This is a genomic window from Celeribacter ethanolicus (genome assembly GCF_002407265.1).
GTDB lineage: Bacteria > Pseudomonadota > Alphaproteobacteria > Rhodobacterales > Rhodobacteraceae > Celeribacter > Celeribacter ethanolicus.
Map to the genome: position 1 here is coordinate 500,906 of NZ_CP022196.1, position 13,833 is coordinate 514,738.

Below are 13,833 nucleotides of genomic sequence, written 5' to 3' on the forward strand. Positions count from 1 at the left end.
CAGGCGCTGATGAGAAAGCGTCGTTCGCGTGGTGCCGGTTATCGGCGATAGTCGGTTTGTGAGGATCTATGGATAAACAAGTACCCTTTCGGCTGAATGTGCCCCTGAACGCCCTGCGAGCCTTCGAGGCCGCGGCGCGCCATCTCTCGATCAAGGAGGCGGCGCTGGAACTTGGCGTCACGCCATCGGCCGTCAGCCACCAGTTGCGCGGGCTTGAGGATGCGCTAGGCCTGACATTGATGCGACGGGTCGGTCCGGCGCTCGAACTGACCGAGGCCGGAGCAAGGCTCGCGCCCGATCTGAGCGAGGGGTTTTCCCGGATCATCGAGGCGGTCGGCGGCCTCAGACAGGATCGCAACGCGGGCCCCTTACGGCTGTCGATGCTGCCGACTTTCGCAGCCCATTGGTTCTCGCCCCGGCTCACGCGCTACCCGTTCGAGCGCAACGGTTTCGATCTGCTGATATCCACGACACAGGAGGCCGTGGACCTGTCTGCCGGAGTGGCCGATGCGGCGGTGAGGCACGGGCAGGGCCAATGGGATGGGTTGCAGGCGGACCTGCTGTTCGAAGAAACCGTGAGCCTGTTCGGCGCGCCGCCCCTGGCCAAGGATGACCCCGACGAAATGCGGGCGCAGATATCGGGCATGACCCTGTTTCTCTCGCAGTATCGGAAAGAGAACTACGCGCGATGGAACGCGACGTTACCGGGCGGGCCGATCCGGCCTGCTGCGGTGATGATGGTCGATTCCGCCGGGCTGGCACTGCGCGCGGCCATGGACGGGGCAGGGGTGGCGCTGGCAGGCGTGGAGATCGCTGCCTTCGACGTCCGCGCCGGGCGGTTGACGCAGCTCTTTCCACACTGGGCTCATACGGGCGGAGGCTACTTCCTCGTCTATCCCGAGGCGCTGGCCAGGGACCGTCGCGTGCGCAACCTGAGCCGCTGGATGATCGAGGCCTCGGCCGGGGAAAGGACCCTCGCGCAAAGGCAACAGGAGCCGGGAGCAGATTGAATGAATCGTATTGAAGCGGCTGCGGTCGAAATCCGGCGACTTGAGGAAAACGACCGCGTGGCATGGGAAGACCTCTGGCAAGAGAACCTGGACCATTTCGCGGCACCTGATCGAGCCCGCGCGGACATGCCCGTCATCTGGCAGCGCCTCTTGGATCAAGCTGCGCCGCTTCTCGGCTGGCTGGTTCTCGTTCAGGGGCAGGCCGCCGGGCTGGCGCATGTGGTCCTTCGTCAGCACAGCTTCAGCACGGCCCAGATCGCGATCCTGGAAGATCTCTGGATCGCACCTTTCGCGCGGCGTCGCGGGCTGGCGGAACGGCTTGTCGAGCGACTGGTTCGGGAGGGGCGCGCGCAGGGCTGGCGCCGCATCGAATGGGAAACCGGCGATGAGAACCTCATTGCGCAGCGGCTCTATGACCGGATTGCCACGCTCGATCCGGTGAAACGATACCGGATCGACCTAGATTGAGCGGCGTTGGCTCAGCTCGATCCGGAAGCTGTCCCAGGGCGCGGGGTTGGCGATCGACTGATACAACCGTTTCGCCGTCAGATTGTCCTGCGGCACCAGCCAGCGCAGATGGGTCCAGTCGCGCGCGGTACCGATCTCGGTCAACTGGCCAATCAGGGCGCGGGCAAGGCCGCTTCCCCGGGCCTCGGGCATGACGAAGAGGTCGTCGAGCTGACCGGCACGGCTTCCTGAGATGATCTCGGGCAAGTCGAAGGCCAGCGCAAAGCCGGCCAGCGCGCCGCCATGATCCGCCCCGAGAAGCAGCAGATCCGGCTCGCTGATGGCGCGCTCGATCAGGGGTGTGGCCTGTTCCGGCGTCATTGCCTCGGCCGGTCCGCCCATGGCTCTCCGATAGGCCGTCATCAGATCGGCAAGGCGCGGAGCGTCCGCGGCGGACAGGCGGCGGATCGTCGGTACGGTCACCATCCGCCGATCCTGACCCACTCTGCCATCATCTCCATGCGGTCCCAGCCCCAGAAAGGCTCTTCATCAACGATGAAGAAGGGAGATCCGAAGACCCCCCGTGCCACCGCGTCTTCGCCGATCTTCCGGACCTTTTCTTTCAGGGCAGGGTCGGCGATGCCGGCCAGAAGGGCTTCGGGTTTGAGACCGAAGTCAGGGGCGAGCCGCGAGACGGCTTCGGGTGAGGCTGTGTCTAGACGGTCGTTGAAATACAAGGTGAAGACCCTCTTCGCGAAGGCGGCAGCAAGTTCAGGTCGCTGTCCTTCAACCCAGTAGAAGGCGCGCGTCGCCGACAGGGCGACATGGGGATGGTTGGCGGGCAGTTGGAAGGTCAGGCCCTGATGCCGTGCGATCCGCGCCCAGTCGCGCCGCGCATAGTCGCGTTTCAGCGGCGTCGACGACAGTCCGCGTGCCCCTGTCACCTTGTAAGCGGTGCCCAGCATGTAGGGTCGCCAGAGCACGGTCCGACCCAGGTCTGCCGCGGTGGCCTCAATCCGCTGCGCAGCGAAGAAGGCGTAACCGGACGAGAAGTCGAACCAGAACTCGAGGGACCTCATGGCTCTTCGCCGTCCCAGTAATCGACCGCATCCGCGGTCCGGAAGGAACTGGCAACCCGGCGCTTTGCCTTGTCACCTCCGGGCGCAGCGCCCGCGAAGACTGTCAGCTTGCCGCTGTCGGGATAGGCCATCACATCAGGCTCTCGCATGGTGCTGACCGCGACATATCGCAGAGGTTCAGTGCCGGTTGCGATCACCTGATGGGCCGTTTCGGCGCCACCCGCAGGGCAGACCGCCACCATGCCTGCTGCGACCGGGTACCGGTCGGGGCCGAACCGCAGTTCGCCGGTGCCCGAGAGAATGATGAACATCTCGTCATTGGCGTGATGGGCATGGAAGGGCCAGGCCGCTTTGCCGGGCGGAACCTCCACCAGCCGCGCGCCCAGATGCGTCGCACCGAGTGGGGCGGCAATGGCCGCCATGGCGGCATGAAAGCGGGTGCCATAGCTCTGTGGCGACAGGTCCAGATCGTCGAGCGTGACGACGGGGCTGCGTGGCATGCGATCCTGGGTCATTTCGGTGCCCTCCTGCGAGAAGAGAGCGCCAATCCGACCGGTCCCGCAATTGAATTGGCTTCAGGTGAGCCGTAGCAAAGCTCATTTGGCGTGCTTTCCCTTTCAAAGGAAGCTGTTCTCGTATTGTCGGACCTGAGACGAATGTGGACACCAATGCTTTATCGCTGGAGACCTGACGCTCCGCCATCGCGGCCGAACCCTGAAAGGCCCGCCTCGGCGATGCCCGCCGAACGCTTCGAGGTGGCGGCTGAAGACGGGTATCCGATCAGGGGTGGGATCTGGCACGCAGACACCGGCCCTGTCGTCGTGCTTCATGCCGCTACGGCGGTTCAGGCGCGCTATTACGCACGGTTCGCATCCTGGTTGTCCGGGCAGGGGGCGACGGTCCTGACCTTCGACTATCGCGGGATTGGTGAGTCCCGCTCCACGCCGGTGAAGGATTTGCAGGCGGGATGGGTCGATTGGGGCGTCCTCGATGCTGAGGCGGTGCTTGCCTATGCTGGCAGGCGCTGGCCGGATCGTGCGCTCTGCGCCGTGGGCCATTCAATCGGCGGCTTCGCCCTGGGTTTGGCGCGCACCTCGGATCGGCTGGACCGGATCGTGACGGTTGGCGCGCAATTCGCCTACTGGCGCGATTACGATCCCCGCCAGCGGCGTGCGATGTATCTGAAATGGCATCTCTTCATGCCAGCCGTGACGCGGCTCTTCGGCTATTTTCCCGGGGCACGGCTTGGATGGCTCGAGGATGTGCCGCGCGGCGTGGTGCGCGACTGGGGCCGGATGGGGCCGCGGTTCGAGTCGAGTGTTTGCTCCGCTTTGGACCCAGCAGACCTTGCAGCGCGTCATGGCGCCACCCGGGCACGGCTCCTGGCCATTGGGTTGACAGATGACCCGTTCTGCACCGAAGCTGCGGGCCAGCGATTGCTCGACTACTATTCCGGGGCGGATCGAACCCATCTGCGGATCGCGCCCTCGGATATCGCGGTGCCCGAGATCGGGCATTTCGCATTCTTCCACGCCCGTTTCGAACAGACGCTCTGGCCGCTTGCCGCCGCATGGTTGCTTTCCGGTCGACTGCCCAAGGATGTTCCGGGGCGGATCGTCTTTCCGACAGGCTGAATGCGGGTTTCTTCCACTAGGATCAAAATGAACGACCGACTTTTCGTCATTACCGGCGGCCCGGGATCGGGCAAGACGACGCTTCTGTCCGCACTGGCGCGGCATGGTCTCGCAACAATGCCCGAAGCCGGGCGCGCGATCATTCAGGATCAGACCCGGATCGGCGGGATAGGGTGGCACGGTCAGGACCGGCCGCTTTTTGCAGAGCTCATGCTCGGCTGGGAGATGCGCTCGTGGCACGAGGCGCAGGGGATCGACGGTCCGGTGATCTTCGATCGCGGCATTCCCGATGTGATCGGATATCTCCAGCTTTACGAGGGTGAGGCTCCCGCACATGTTCACGCGGCGGCCGAGCTCTACCGGTATCGCCCGACGGTGTTTCTTGCGCCGCCCTGGCCCGAGATCTTCGGTCAGGATGCGCAGCGCGGGCAGGATTTCGACGAGGCTGTTGCGACGGCAGAGGCAATGGAGCAGGCCTATGCCATGGCGGGATATGACCTGCTGCCGCTGCCTTTGGCTACGGTCGAGGCGCGGGTTGATTTTGTTCTGGAGGTTTTGGATCAGTCCATCTGATCAGGACGCGTCACCCAGATCCAGTTCGCCCCGCAGGACGATACAGGCGGCCCCGCCGATGGTGATCCGCAGCCCTTCGGCTGTCGTTTCCCAGCCCGCGTGAACCAGCCCACGCCGACCGATCTCGACCCCTTGCTCCGACAGGTAACCACCCCGAGGCACCGCGTCGCGATGCGTGGCGATCCACGCAGCAATGGCACCATTGCCAGACCCACAAACAGGATCCTCGGCCACGCCCTCACCCGGAGCGAAGGTGCGTACACGCAGGCGCGGCGCGGCCCCGGACCCGCTGTCCGCAAAGACCGTGAGCCCTGCCGCGCCGAGCCCATGGCAGATCCGCTCAATCCGGCCGAGGTCGGGTCGCAGGCCAGCCAGTGCCTGGAGGTCGTGCAGCTCAAGCAACAGCCATGGAACCCCCGTCGAGACGATCCGATGCGGGCTGTCCGCGAGCCTATCGAGCGGAAGGCAGATCGCCTCGGCAAGTTCAGCTTTGGTGACCGGCACATCGCGGAATTGCGGTGTCGCCTGCGTCATCGTGTAAAGGTCGTCTTCGAGGCGGATCGGAACCAGTCCGATGCCGCATTCCTGTGTCAGGCTTTGGGGCGTTCTGCTTTGCTCGCCGCAAAACGCATGGGCGGCGGCGATGGTCGGATGACCGGCGAAGGGCAGTTCGCGCACCGGGGTAAAAATGCGGGCGCGATAGTCCGCATCACCGGTCGGACGAAGCATGAACACGGTCTCGGAGAGGTTCATCTCGCGCGCGATGCGTTGCATGATCTCGGTGGACAAGTCGTCGGCGTCGAAGACCACTGCCGCTGGATTGCCCAGCAAGGGTCGGTCCGAAAAGGCATCGATCTGAAGCATGCGTTTCTTCATGGTCGGTAAGTCCTCGCTTTCAGCGCCCGTAGCGCGCTGTCAGTGTCACACTGCCGAGGCTGTGCGCGTGAATCATGTAGCCGGCGAGGGCGGGCATGGCGCTGGCGTCTAACCCCAGGCTCGGCACGTCGATGGCATAGACGGTGAACTCGTAGCGATGAGCGACTGCGCCCTCAGGCGGGCAGGGGCCGCCGTAGCCGGGCTGCCCGAAATCCGTCAGGGACTCGACCAGAGGGGCGGGCAGGTAGCCGGACGCACCCGCGAGCATCGCTCGTGTGTGCGCCGGAATATCCAGAACGATCCAGTGCCACCAACCGCTGCCGGTCGGGGCGTCCGGGTCGTAGACCGTAATCGCGAAGCTCTGTGTTCCCGCGGGCGGGTCATTCCAGACCAGGTGCGGGGATTGGTTGAGTCCCACGCACCCCATGGTCGAATTCACCAATTCCATGCGGATCGTTTCACCCTCCCGCAGGTCGCGGCTGTCCAGATCGAACGCGTGAGCGACAACGGGAGTGGCGGCGAGCGCCATTGAGATCAGGGCAGTACGGCTTAGGTTCATCATCATGAATGTCTCTCCTCGACTTCCATGATTTGACGGTATTCCAATGCGTTAGACGCGGCGATTGAGAAGCTTTCAGGGGCCCCGTAGAAATGATCACCGAACCTTGTCCAGACCCAGGGCGCGACCTTGATGCAGAGCCATCCACGCCAGAGCGATGGCTTGCAGACCGGCGATCAGCACGATGAACGCCACATGGGCGGACGAAATGCTCCACCCAAGCCGAACCAAAGCCTCGATGCCTGCGCCGATGCCGCCCTGCATCAAGAAACCGGTGAGGACAGCGCCGAGATTGAGCATGGCGATAGCGCGGCCGGACACTGCGTCGGGTAGCAGCCGGACCAGAAGCGCGTAGGCAAGGATGGGACCCGCGGTAAACAGCCCGTAGCCAGCCCAGAGGATGGGCTGCAGTGACGCGCCTGCACCGGCAACCGCAAACTGGCACAGCACAAAGCCAAGCGTCAGGGCGAACGTCAGGTGGAACAGGTGCCGGTCGGTGCGGGCGATCCGATCGGCGAGCAGGCCGAAGCCGAATTGCCCCAAGATGACGGCAAGGGAGAGTGCCATCAGGATGCTCGCTGCCGCAGTCGACTGGAGATCAATCGCGTCGCGCAGCCAGACCCCGGCCCAGAGCCCCTGATAGGCGACCCAGGCTCCCTGACAGAGGGCCGAAGCCGGTGCGATGGTGAGAAAGGCGGGGTGCGTGAGGACACCACGCAGTCCCTTCACAGCCGGTTCCGGGATCGCGGGTGCGGCCCGTTCCCTCGTCTGGGGCGGAACCACCGCGGCGATGATCAATGCAATCGTGGCTGTGACGCCGGCGAGACCCAGAAAAATTTCGCGCCAGCCGATTTGGCGTAGCAGCCATTCGGTCGGGCTGGTGACCGCGAGGGAACCAAGGCCGGCCGCTGCAATCGTGATGGCGTTTACCAGAGGCAGGCGCTCCCTCGGCCACCACAGGGTGTTCGCCTTGTAGGCGCCGGTCCAGCAAGCGGAAAGTCCGAGGCCGATCATGAAACGCGCCAGGACGAGCATGTGGGCTGTTTGTGCCCCGGCGAAGAGCGCGGATGCGACGACAGCCAGGAAGAGCGTAACCACCAGCACGCGTTTCGGCCCGAACCTGTCCAGGGCCTGGCCGACGAACAGCTGCGAGCCGGCCAGTGCGCCAAGGAAGGCGGAGGTCATCATGCCCATGGTCGCAGGCTCAAGCTGAAACTCGGCCGTGAGACGAGGCTCAAGAACAGCGTTCACATTTCGAAAGAGTTCGGAGAGCAGGTAGGCGAAGGTAAATGGCAGAGAGACGAAGACGATGCGGCGCAACGGGGACAATTGGGCTGGGTCAGTCATGCGTGTGGCCGGACCAGATGCAGCAGTCGTCCCTCAGGGAGTATACCCGCCCAAGGTCGTCGGTTTGCTCGGCACGATCCTGAATGGAGCCCGTTTCGCCAGATCGGTGAGGATAAGAGAGGAAGGACAGAAATGTCAGCAGGATGGCCGTGACCCAAAGAAGTGCAAGTCGTTGAAGACCCGACAGGCCGGGTGTCGGTGTGCCGCCAGAGGCGGCGCTCAAGGATTTTCTGAGATCATTGATGTTCATGGCTTCTGGAATCCGCTCTTTGTCTCAAGTGCTAGCCGGGAGCCGCCTCCACGCCGATTGAGAAGGTCTCAACCGAGCGGGAGATTTTGTCAGGGGCGGGCTAGAGCCAATACATCGGATGGTGCGCTACATCCGTCGGGACGGCCGCATGGTCTTCGACCGGATACCGGTCGCCGGCCGTATCAGGGGCGGAGACGAGCAGGATGCGCAGGTCTTCGGGCCCGTTGTTCTGCACCAAATGTCCCAGGCCCGGGGGGATTTCCAGGGCCTCTCCCGCCTTGGCCAAGAGGATACGACCCGGAACCTTGATCGTCAGTTCCCCGGCAAGGACATAGAAGATCTGGCGAGAGACCCGATGATAATGTGGTGCTTCGGCACCGCCGGGCGGCAGGCGCTCTTCGCGCAGCGAAAGTTCGGGGCGATCGACCAGTCTCCAGCCGTCACAGCCGTTCCCCCAGGGGTAATGGTTCGCGGCCGTCGCGCGCAGGGGGCCCGTCATTCCTCGGACCCGTAATAGGCTTCGCCCAAAAACTGGACGCCCTCGCGAAACCGCATGTGTTCGCAGGCATGCCTGACCCGACCGCCGGCTCGCGACACATAGAAAACCGTCACGGATTGCGCCTCTTCGTCAACGGCAGTTCCGCTCAGTTCGAAATGAAGATCGGGCACGCCTGCCAGGGCGTCGGTCCAGTACTGCCGCAGGGCGTCCTTCCCAACGATCTCAGCGTTTCCCGCCACCTGCTTGGCGAGAGGGCTGATGAAGACGGTGTCTTCGGCGAACGGCGCGAGAACCGTCTCCACGTCATGCGCGTTCCAAGCGGCGATCCAATGCCTGGCATGGGTTTCAAGGTCAGTGCGGGAAAGTCTTGTCATTCTTCCGGTATCCTTCTCCGTCCGCTTTAGCGGTCGGGGTTGACTGTCATGCGGCGGCATGGCTGCTCGCAATTGAGGAATCTTCTGGAGGTCCTGAGGATTTCGCGGCGACGATCACAGGGAGGAATTCTCAATATCCGCTGAAGGATCCGAAATTCATGGTTCTGGGTACGGGGTGCATTCTCTGGGGGAAGACACCGGAGGTGACAATGAACCCGCGATGCACGGCAGCCCCAACGCAAGAGCACGAGAAAGACAGTCTTGCATCACGCCCGGCCCGGCTGCCGCGCCGCTTTCGGGCCTTTTACCGCTTGAGCGACGCGGCGTTGGAAGATCTGGGATTGGATCGTCAAGATCTGCCGATCTTCAATCCTGTTCAGGCCATTCGCCGAGAAGACCTGTTCTAGCGCGAAGCGGGCAGGTCTGGCGTGTCATGCAAGCAGATCAGGGTTTGCATCCCCGTCGCGACATGTTTGCGGCGTTCTCCATCAACGCCCCATACGTCGAGCTGGCAGATGGTCAGTGTGCGACCGTTCTTGATCACGCGGCCGACAGCCTCGAGATAATCTCCTTGCGCCGGGCTGATCAGGTTCAGTTTGAACTCGACCGTCAGGACTGAACTGCCTTCGGGGAAGAGGGTGAACCCAGCGTAACCGCCTGCGCTGTCGGCGATGGCCGATGTCCCGCCAGCATGGAAGTAGCCATGCTGCTGCGTGAGTTCTGGACGGAACGGCAGTCGCAGCGTGACAAGCCCTGCACGCACCTCGGCTATCTCGGCCCCGAGATGTGCCATAAGCCCCTGTCGTGCAAAGCTTTCGCGCGCTCGAATGATGACTTCCTCGGAAATTGGATCGCCGACCTGCATATTTTTCCTCCACATCTTGGCCGGGGAAGTATGCATAAGGCATAGGTCTCGGCGCGTGAGGAATTCTCAGTCTCAACTGAGTGTTTGGCATTGGAGCAGACCGTTGTGCGGACCTCGAACACCCGCATGGCGGCGTCTCTCCCAAAAGGAGCCCGTCGCGGGCTTTTCCCAACAGGCGCAGATGCTGCATCGACAGCTTCATCACGCGGCTTCCGTGTTCGAGGGCTAGGGCGCAGAACCCCGCTCCTAGGGCCATGACCGGTTGGCTACCGTGCCTGGCCCTAAGCTCATTCCTGTGCAGCGAGCTTGATGCCCCTGTTCCGACCGAAACCAACGAGGGTGCGTTGCCTCCCGCAGGAAGCGGGCAAGATTAGAAAATCTCATTATCTCGGCAAGAGACGTCAGTTGTGCGAGCAAGGCCGCAGTGCATGTCTGATGCTATGCAAACAGGCCGTGTCCGTTCCGAACATCTATCTGCCGCTCTGATCCGGCTTCTGGCAGTCGGTGCCGGCGCGGCCGTCGCCAACAGCTATTATAATCAGGCTTTCCTCGGCCATCTGACAGCGGATTTCGGGCTGACGGCTGGCCCCGCCGCCATCGTGCCCGTGCTGACGCAGGCGGGCAACGCGCTCGGGGTGCTCTTCCTCGCACCACTCGGGGACCGGCTCGAGCGTAAGTCGCTTATCCTCGTGACCATCGCCGCCCTCGTGGCGGCGCTGATCGGTGCGGCTGTCTCGCCCGGATTCGTGTGGCTCGCTGTTGCTAGTTTCGCGGTCGGCCTGTTCGCCACGGTCGCCCAGCAGATCGTGCCGCTCGCCGTGCATCTGGCTCCTCCCGACAGTCAAGGTCGTGCACTTGGCACGGTAACAGGCGGCATCCTGATCGGAATTCTGCTTGCCCGAGCGGCAAGCGGCATAATCTCGGACCTTTGGGGATGGCCTTACGTGTTCTGGCTGGCCGCGGCGGTGATGAGCATTGTCGGCGCGGCGCTGGCGTGTCGGCTTCCCCGTGCGATGCCGACGACCAACTTGAGTTATCTGCGCCTGCTTGGATCTCTTTGGACGTTGGTACGCAAGTATAGCGTTCTCCGGCGCGTGGTCGTGGTGCAATTCCTGATCTTTGCGGCCTTCATCAGTTTTTGGTCGAACCTCGCGCTTCTGATGGCTGAGCCGCAGTATGGCCTCGGAGGAACAGCTGTAGGTCTTCTGGCGCTGGTTGGTGTCGTCGGCGCGCTTGCCGCGCCTATCGCAGGCGGTTTCACAGACAGGCGCGGGCCCGCCATGGTTGCGTCGATGGGCGCGGGGCTCGTGGTACTGGCCTTCGTCATTTTCGGGCTCTGGCAAAGTTCCATTATTGGGTTGGTCATCGGCATTGTGATCATGGATCTTGCTGTGCAATCCGCCCAGGTTGCCAACCAGTCGCGCATCTATGCACTCGATCCGAACGCGCGCAGCCGGCTTAACACCATATTCATGGCGACCATGCTCGCTGGTGGCGCGGTCGGGGCTGGCATTGGTGGCGCTGCCTACGCCGAGTGGGGCTGGAGCGGCACATGCGCCTTCGGCGTGATCTCGGCTACCTCGGCGATGCTGTTGTCGCGGAAGTCCTAAGACCATTAACAGACCGGCCTACTCACAAGCATAATGCTCTTTCCCGTCGCAAGTCTACGTTGCGAGCCCCATGGGAGGTGCCAAATGGATTGAGACAGAGGTCCTTTGAGGTGAGTGGCCTCTTCGCCAGAATCGAGATTCTGGTACTTACTGCTGAGCCGGTCGAACACCAGCTTTGAAGAATGCAGCGAGCCGGCACCCTGATCTGCGACCAAAAGCTTCCGGCTGGGATCTGCTTTGTTTGAGCGTGCGCTAGCCATCCGGTAGGGTCGCTCATTGATATCTCGCTCGTTCGTCCTACTCACTGCGAGAGCCATTTCAACGCGCTTGAAATGGGTTAGACTGTCATTTTGCGACGCCAGGGACGACTTGGCAGGTCATTCCAAGAAGTAGGCCGATCAGGTGACGATGTCCGTGCCGCCCGGCCTCAGTCAGACCCCAGTGAAAACAGCGCACGGCGGAACGCTGGCTCGCTCAGCACCACTTCACCCGCGCCAAGCGCCTCGGCGTAGCTGAGGGCGCGGGCGGTTAGGGTCTGGGCGTTCTCGATGGCGCGGGGCAGGGCAAGGCCCCGCCCGATGCCCGCGACCACAAGCCCGGCGAAGAGATCGCCGGTGCCGGGCAGGGCGATCGGCAGGCGCTTGGTCGGGTGGCGGCTGAGGGCTTCGGGGCCCAAGAGCACCGTCTCGAGTTGCCCGGGGCCGGTGTCGTCGAGCACGCAGCCGGTGGCGATCAGATGCGCTTCGGGCGCGATGTGCAGCGCCTCGCGCGCCGCCTGAAGATCAACCAACGTGTGGATCTGCTGCCCGGTGAGCCAGGCGAGTTCGAATGGGTTCGGCGTGGCGATGTCGGCCATCGGCAGCAGCCGGTCGCGCATTACGCCGGCGATGGTTTCTGGTACATAGAGGCCGGGCCCCTCGTCACCCATCACCGGGTCGCAGATGTAGCGCAGGCGCGGGTTCGCGGCCTTCGCCTCGGCCACGAAATCCGCCACCATCTCGGCCACATCCAGCGAGCCGATATAGCCGGTGAGGATATAATCCGCCCGCTCGGGCAGGCCGCGTTCGCGAGCGCCTTGCAGCAGGTCGGAGAAGAACTCGGGCGGCAGGGCACGGCCGCGCAGGGTCGGGTAGTCAGGAGTGTTCGAGAAGATCACGGTGGGGATCGCCGCCACCTCGAGGCCTGCCGCTTGCATCGGGAAGAGCGCCGCGGAATTGCCGACATGGCCGAAGACTACCTGGCTCTGGATCGAAATGACGAAAGGGGGGCGTTTCATGCGGTGCCGTCCAGTCTTGCACTCCAGTCCTCGACCCGGCGGCTTTCCAACCTCCGGACCGCGTATTTGCGCCAGCCCTCGGCCAGGACATTGAGCTTGGCGATACCTTCGAGTTCGACCAGGTTCATCCGGTCCACATAGAGAGCGTGCCAGAGCCGTCGTAAAGTCCAGTCCGGTGCCAGGCGGTCGATCAGCTCCAGCCGGTCCCCGGGGGTAACGGTGCCGGTCTGGAGCACCCGGTAATACCATCCCGTGCGCCCGGTCTGCTGCACGCGCCGCGCCATGTCGGGCACGCCGAAGCGGTGGTTGAGCTTCCAGCAGGGCTGGCGCCCCTGCGAGACCTGGATCAGCGCGCCGCCCAGCCGGAATGTATCGCCGACGGCGACCTCCGCTTCGGTGAGCCCGGCGGTCGAGATATTCTCGCCGAACCCGCCGGGAGCGGTCAGCGCCTGAAGGTCGCCGAGTTCCGCGCGCCAGTCGCTGTAATGATCGAGCGGATAATGATGCACGGCCTTCTCGACGCCGCCATGTACGCGCCGGTCGGCCTGTTCGTCGCCTTCGAACCCCTCGGGGCCAAGCCTCAGCGGGTGGGTAACCGCCGTCTTGCCGATCCCGCTCAGCGTGTCGCATCCGGGCAGGGGAGCGGCCCGACCTGTCAGGAGCGTGGCGGGCCTCATTCATCCAACCCCCGCAGCCATTGTTTCAGCATCGCCTGACCGGCGGTCCGCAGGGCCGGGCCATGTGCCCTGGCGTCCTGCCGGAGCGCCTCCGGGGCAATCCCCGCTTGCGCCAGTTCGGCGCTATGGCCGATCAGCCAGCGTTCGAAATGCGGCAGCATCCCGGCCTCGGGGTGGAATTGCAGGCCGAGAATATTGCGGCCCCGGGCGAAGCCCTGCGTTGCGCAGGCGGGGGTCGCGGCGAGACGCTCGGCTCCGGCGGGCAGGTCGAAGCCCTCGCCGTGCCAGTGCAGCACCGGGATATCCGAGAGGTGGGCAAGCGGCCCGGCCCGGCCGGGCGCGGTCAGGGTCAGGGGCGCGAAGCCGATCTCCTTTTGGGCAATGGGCGCGACAGGGGCTCCGAGTGCCGCGGCCATGAGTTGCGCGCCGAGGCAAATGCCAAGGGTCGGGCGATCCGCCGCCAGCCTCATGGCCAGCCATTCCCGCTCCTCTGTCATACAGGGAAAGGCGGCGCCGTCATTCACGCCGATCGGCCCGCCCAGCACCACGACCAGATCCGGTTCCAGCGGGTCGGGCAGTGGGTCCACAGCCGCCTCGATCCCGTGGAGCTGGTAGCCCGCGTCCCTCAGAACCGGGGCAAAGGAGCCGAGGTCTTCAAAGGCCAGGTGGTGCAGGATCAGGGCGGATTTCATTGTGGAAGCCTCTTGCGTTTTTCGCCTCTGTGGCAAAATACTGGCCTATGCAAAAGTGCCAGTAT

At 63.9% G+C, this 13,833-nt stretch carries 19 protein-coding genes; 6 read left to right on the plus strand and 13 right to left on the minus strand.

The genetic code is table 11. The features are described 5' to 3' along the window. Positions 1 to 68 precede the first annotated feature (68 nt). Both CEW89_RS02435 and CEW89_RS02440 read left to right on the plus strand, forming a co-directional pair. The gene (locus CEW89_RS02435) at positions 69 to 1,010 is read left to right on the plus strand and encodes a LysR substrate-binding domain-containing protein (protein ID WP_096804773.1); all 942 of its coding nucleotides are present in this window, start codon (positions 69 to 71) and stop codon (positions 1,008 to 1,010) included. Beyond that, the gene (locus CEW89_RS02440) at positions 1,011 to 1,478 is read left to right on the plus strand and encodes a GNAT family N-acetyltransferase (protein WP_096804774.1); all 468 of its coding nucleotides are present in this window, start codon (positions 1,011 to 1,013) and stop codon (positions 1,476 to 1,478) included. Here the strand turns inward: CEW89_RS02440 and CEW89_RS02445 are convergent. From CEW89_RS02445 to CEW89_RS02455, 3 genes are read right to left on the minus strand one after another with little or no spacing between them, the layout of a single operon-like run. Then, positions 1,470 to 1,943: a GNAT family N-acetyltransferase gene (locus tag CEW89_RS02445; protein ID WP_096804775.1), complete on the minus strand. Its 474-nt coding sequence runs from the start codon at positions 1,941 to 1,943 to the stop codon at positions 1,470 to 1,472. The genes CEW89_RS02440 and CEW89_RS02445 overlap by 9 nt on opposite strands. After that, a complete protein-coding gene (locus CEW89_RS02450; RefSeq protein ID WP_096804776.1) occupies positions 1,937 to 2,536 on the minus strand; it encodes a 2-hydroxychromene-2-carboxylate isomerase in 600 nt (199 codons plus the stop codon). The genes CEW89_RS02445 and CEW89_RS02450 overlap by 7 nt, the downstream gene beginning before the upstream one ends. Beyond that, positions 2,533 to 3,051 carry a cupin domain-containing protein gene (locus CEW89_RS02455; protein WP_096804777.1) on the minus strand — a complete coding sequence of 173 codons (519 nt, stop codon included), beginning with the start codon at positions 3,049 to 3,051 and terminating at the stop codon, positions 2,533 to 2,535. Before CEW89_RS02455 ends, CEW89_RS02450 begins: the two co-directional genes overlap by 4 nt. 141 nt (positions 3,052 to 3,192) lie before the next feature. On the opposite strand from CEW89_RS02455, the gene CEW89_RS02460 reads away from it, so the two are divergent. After that, positions 3,193 to 4,170 carry an alpha/beta hydrolase family protein gene (locus CEW89_RS02460; protein ID WP_096804778.1) on the plus strand — a complete coding sequence of 326 codons (978 nt, stop codon included), beginning with the start codon at positions 3,193 to 3,195 and terminating at the stop codon, positions 4,168 to 4,170. Positions 4,171 to 4,197: 27 nt separating this feature from the next. Continuing rightward, positions 4,198 to 4,743, plus strand: a complete 546-nt coding sequence (locus CEW89_RS02465) for an AAA family ATPase (protein ID WP_096804779.1) — start codon at positions 4,198 to 4,200, stop codon at positions 4,741 to 4,743. On the opposite strand, the gene CEW89_RS02470 is transcribed toward CEW89_RS02465, so the two are convergent. From CEW89_RS02470 to CEW89_RS02495, 6 genes are all read right to left on the minus strand, one after another. Next, positions 4,744 to 5,607: a PhzF family phenazine biosynthesis protein gene (locus tag CEW89_RS02470; protein WP_244906141.1), complete on the minus strand. Its 864-nt coding sequence runs from the start codon at positions 5,605 to 5,607 to the stop codon at positions 4,744 to 4,746. Positions 5,608 to 5,638: 31 nt separating this feature from the next. After that, positions 5,639 to 6,184: a YbhB/YbcL family Raf kinase inhibitor-like protein gene (locus tag CEW89_RS02475; RefSeq protein ID WP_096804781.1), complete on the minus strand. Its 546-nt coding sequence runs from the start codon at positions 6,182 to 6,184 to the stop codon at positions 5,639 to 5,641. Positions 6,185 to 6,274: 90 nt separating this feature from the next. Next, positions 6,275 to 7,525: an MFS transporter gene (locus tag CEW89_RS02480; RefSeq protein WP_096804782.1), complete on the minus strand. Its 1,251-nt coding sequence runs from the start codon at positions 7,523 to 7,525 to the stop codon at positions 6,275 to 6,277. After that, on the minus strand, positions 7,518 to 7,775 hold the full coding sequence (locus CEW89_RS02485) for a hypothetical protein (RefSeq protein WP_096804783.1): 258 nt from the start codon (positions 7,773 to 7,775) through the stop codon (positions 7,518 to 7,520). The genes CEW89_RS02480 and CEW89_RS02485 overlap by 8 nt, the downstream gene beginning before the upstream one ends. A gap of 100 nt (positions 7,776 to 7,875) precedes the next feature. Further along, complete coding sequence (locus CEW89_RS02490; RefSeq protein ID WP_096804784.1) at positions 7,876 to 8,274, minus strand: cupin domain-containing protein; 399 nt, start codon at positions 8,272 to 8,274, stop codon at positions 7,876 to 7,878. Next, a complete protein-coding gene (locus CEW89_RS02495) occupies positions 8,271 to 8,648 on the minus strand; it encodes a nuclear transport factor 2 family protein (RefSeq protein WP_096804785.1) in 378 nt (125 codons plus the stop codon). The genes CEW89_RS02490 and CEW89_RS02495 overlap by 4 nt, the downstream gene beginning before the upstream one ends. Positions 8,649 to 8,806: 158 nt before the next feature. Between CEW89_RS02495 and CEW89_RS02500 the strand changes: the two genes are divergently transcribed. Next, complete coding sequence (locus CEW89_RS02500) at positions 8,807 to 9,055, plus strand: hypothetical protein (protein ID WP_096804786.1); 249 nt, start codon at positions 8,807 to 8,809, stop codon at positions 9,053 to 9,055. Here the strand turns inward: CEW89_RS02500 and CEW89_RS02505 are convergent. After that, positions 9,052 to 9,513: a PaaI family thioesterase gene (locus CEW89_RS02505; RefSeq protein ID WP_096804787.1), complete on the minus strand. Its 462-nt coding sequence runs from the start codon at positions 9,511 to 9,513 to the stop codon at positions 9,052 to 9,054. The two genes, CEW89_RS02500 and CEW89_RS02505, sit on opposite strands and share 4 nt — an antisense overlap. Positions 9,514 to 9,941: 428 nt before the next feature. Here CEW89_RS02505 and CEW89_RS02510 point away from each other — a divergent pair, with 428 nt between their 5' ends. Beyond that, positions 9,942 to 11,123: an MFS transporter gene (locus CEW89_RS02510; protein ID WP_198403482.1), complete on the plus strand. Its 1,182-nt coding sequence runs from the start codon at positions 9,942 to 9,944 to the stop codon at positions 11,121 to 11,123. 427 nt (positions 11,124 to 11,550) lie between these two features. Here CEW89_RS02510 and pdxY read toward each other — a convergent pair whose 3' ends face one another. The 3 genes from pdxY to CEW89_RS02525 are packed head-to-tail and all read right to left on the minus strand — an operon-like array spanning position 11,551 to position 13,768. Then, a complete protein-coding gene (gene pdxY, locus CEW89_RS02515) occupies positions 11,551 to 12,399 on the minus strand; it encodes a pyridoxal kinase (RefSeq protein ID WP_096804789.1) in 849 nt (282 codons plus the stop codon). Next, a complete protein-coding gene (locus CEW89_RS02520) occupies positions 12,396 to 13,076 on the minus strand; it encodes an MOSC domain-containing protein (RefSeq protein WP_096804790.1) in 681 nt (226 codons plus the stop codon). Before CEW89_RS02520 ends, pdxY begins: the two co-directional genes overlap by 4 nt. After that, positions 13,073 to 13,768: a glutamine amidotransferase gene (locus CEW89_RS02525; protein ID WP_096804791.1), complete on the minus strand. Its 696-nt coding sequence runs from the start codon at positions 13,766 to 13,768 to the stop codon at positions 13,073 to 13,075. Before CEW89_RS02525 ends, CEW89_RS02520 begins: the two co-directional genes overlap by 4 nt. Positions 13,769 to 13,833: the final 65 nt, after the last annotated feature.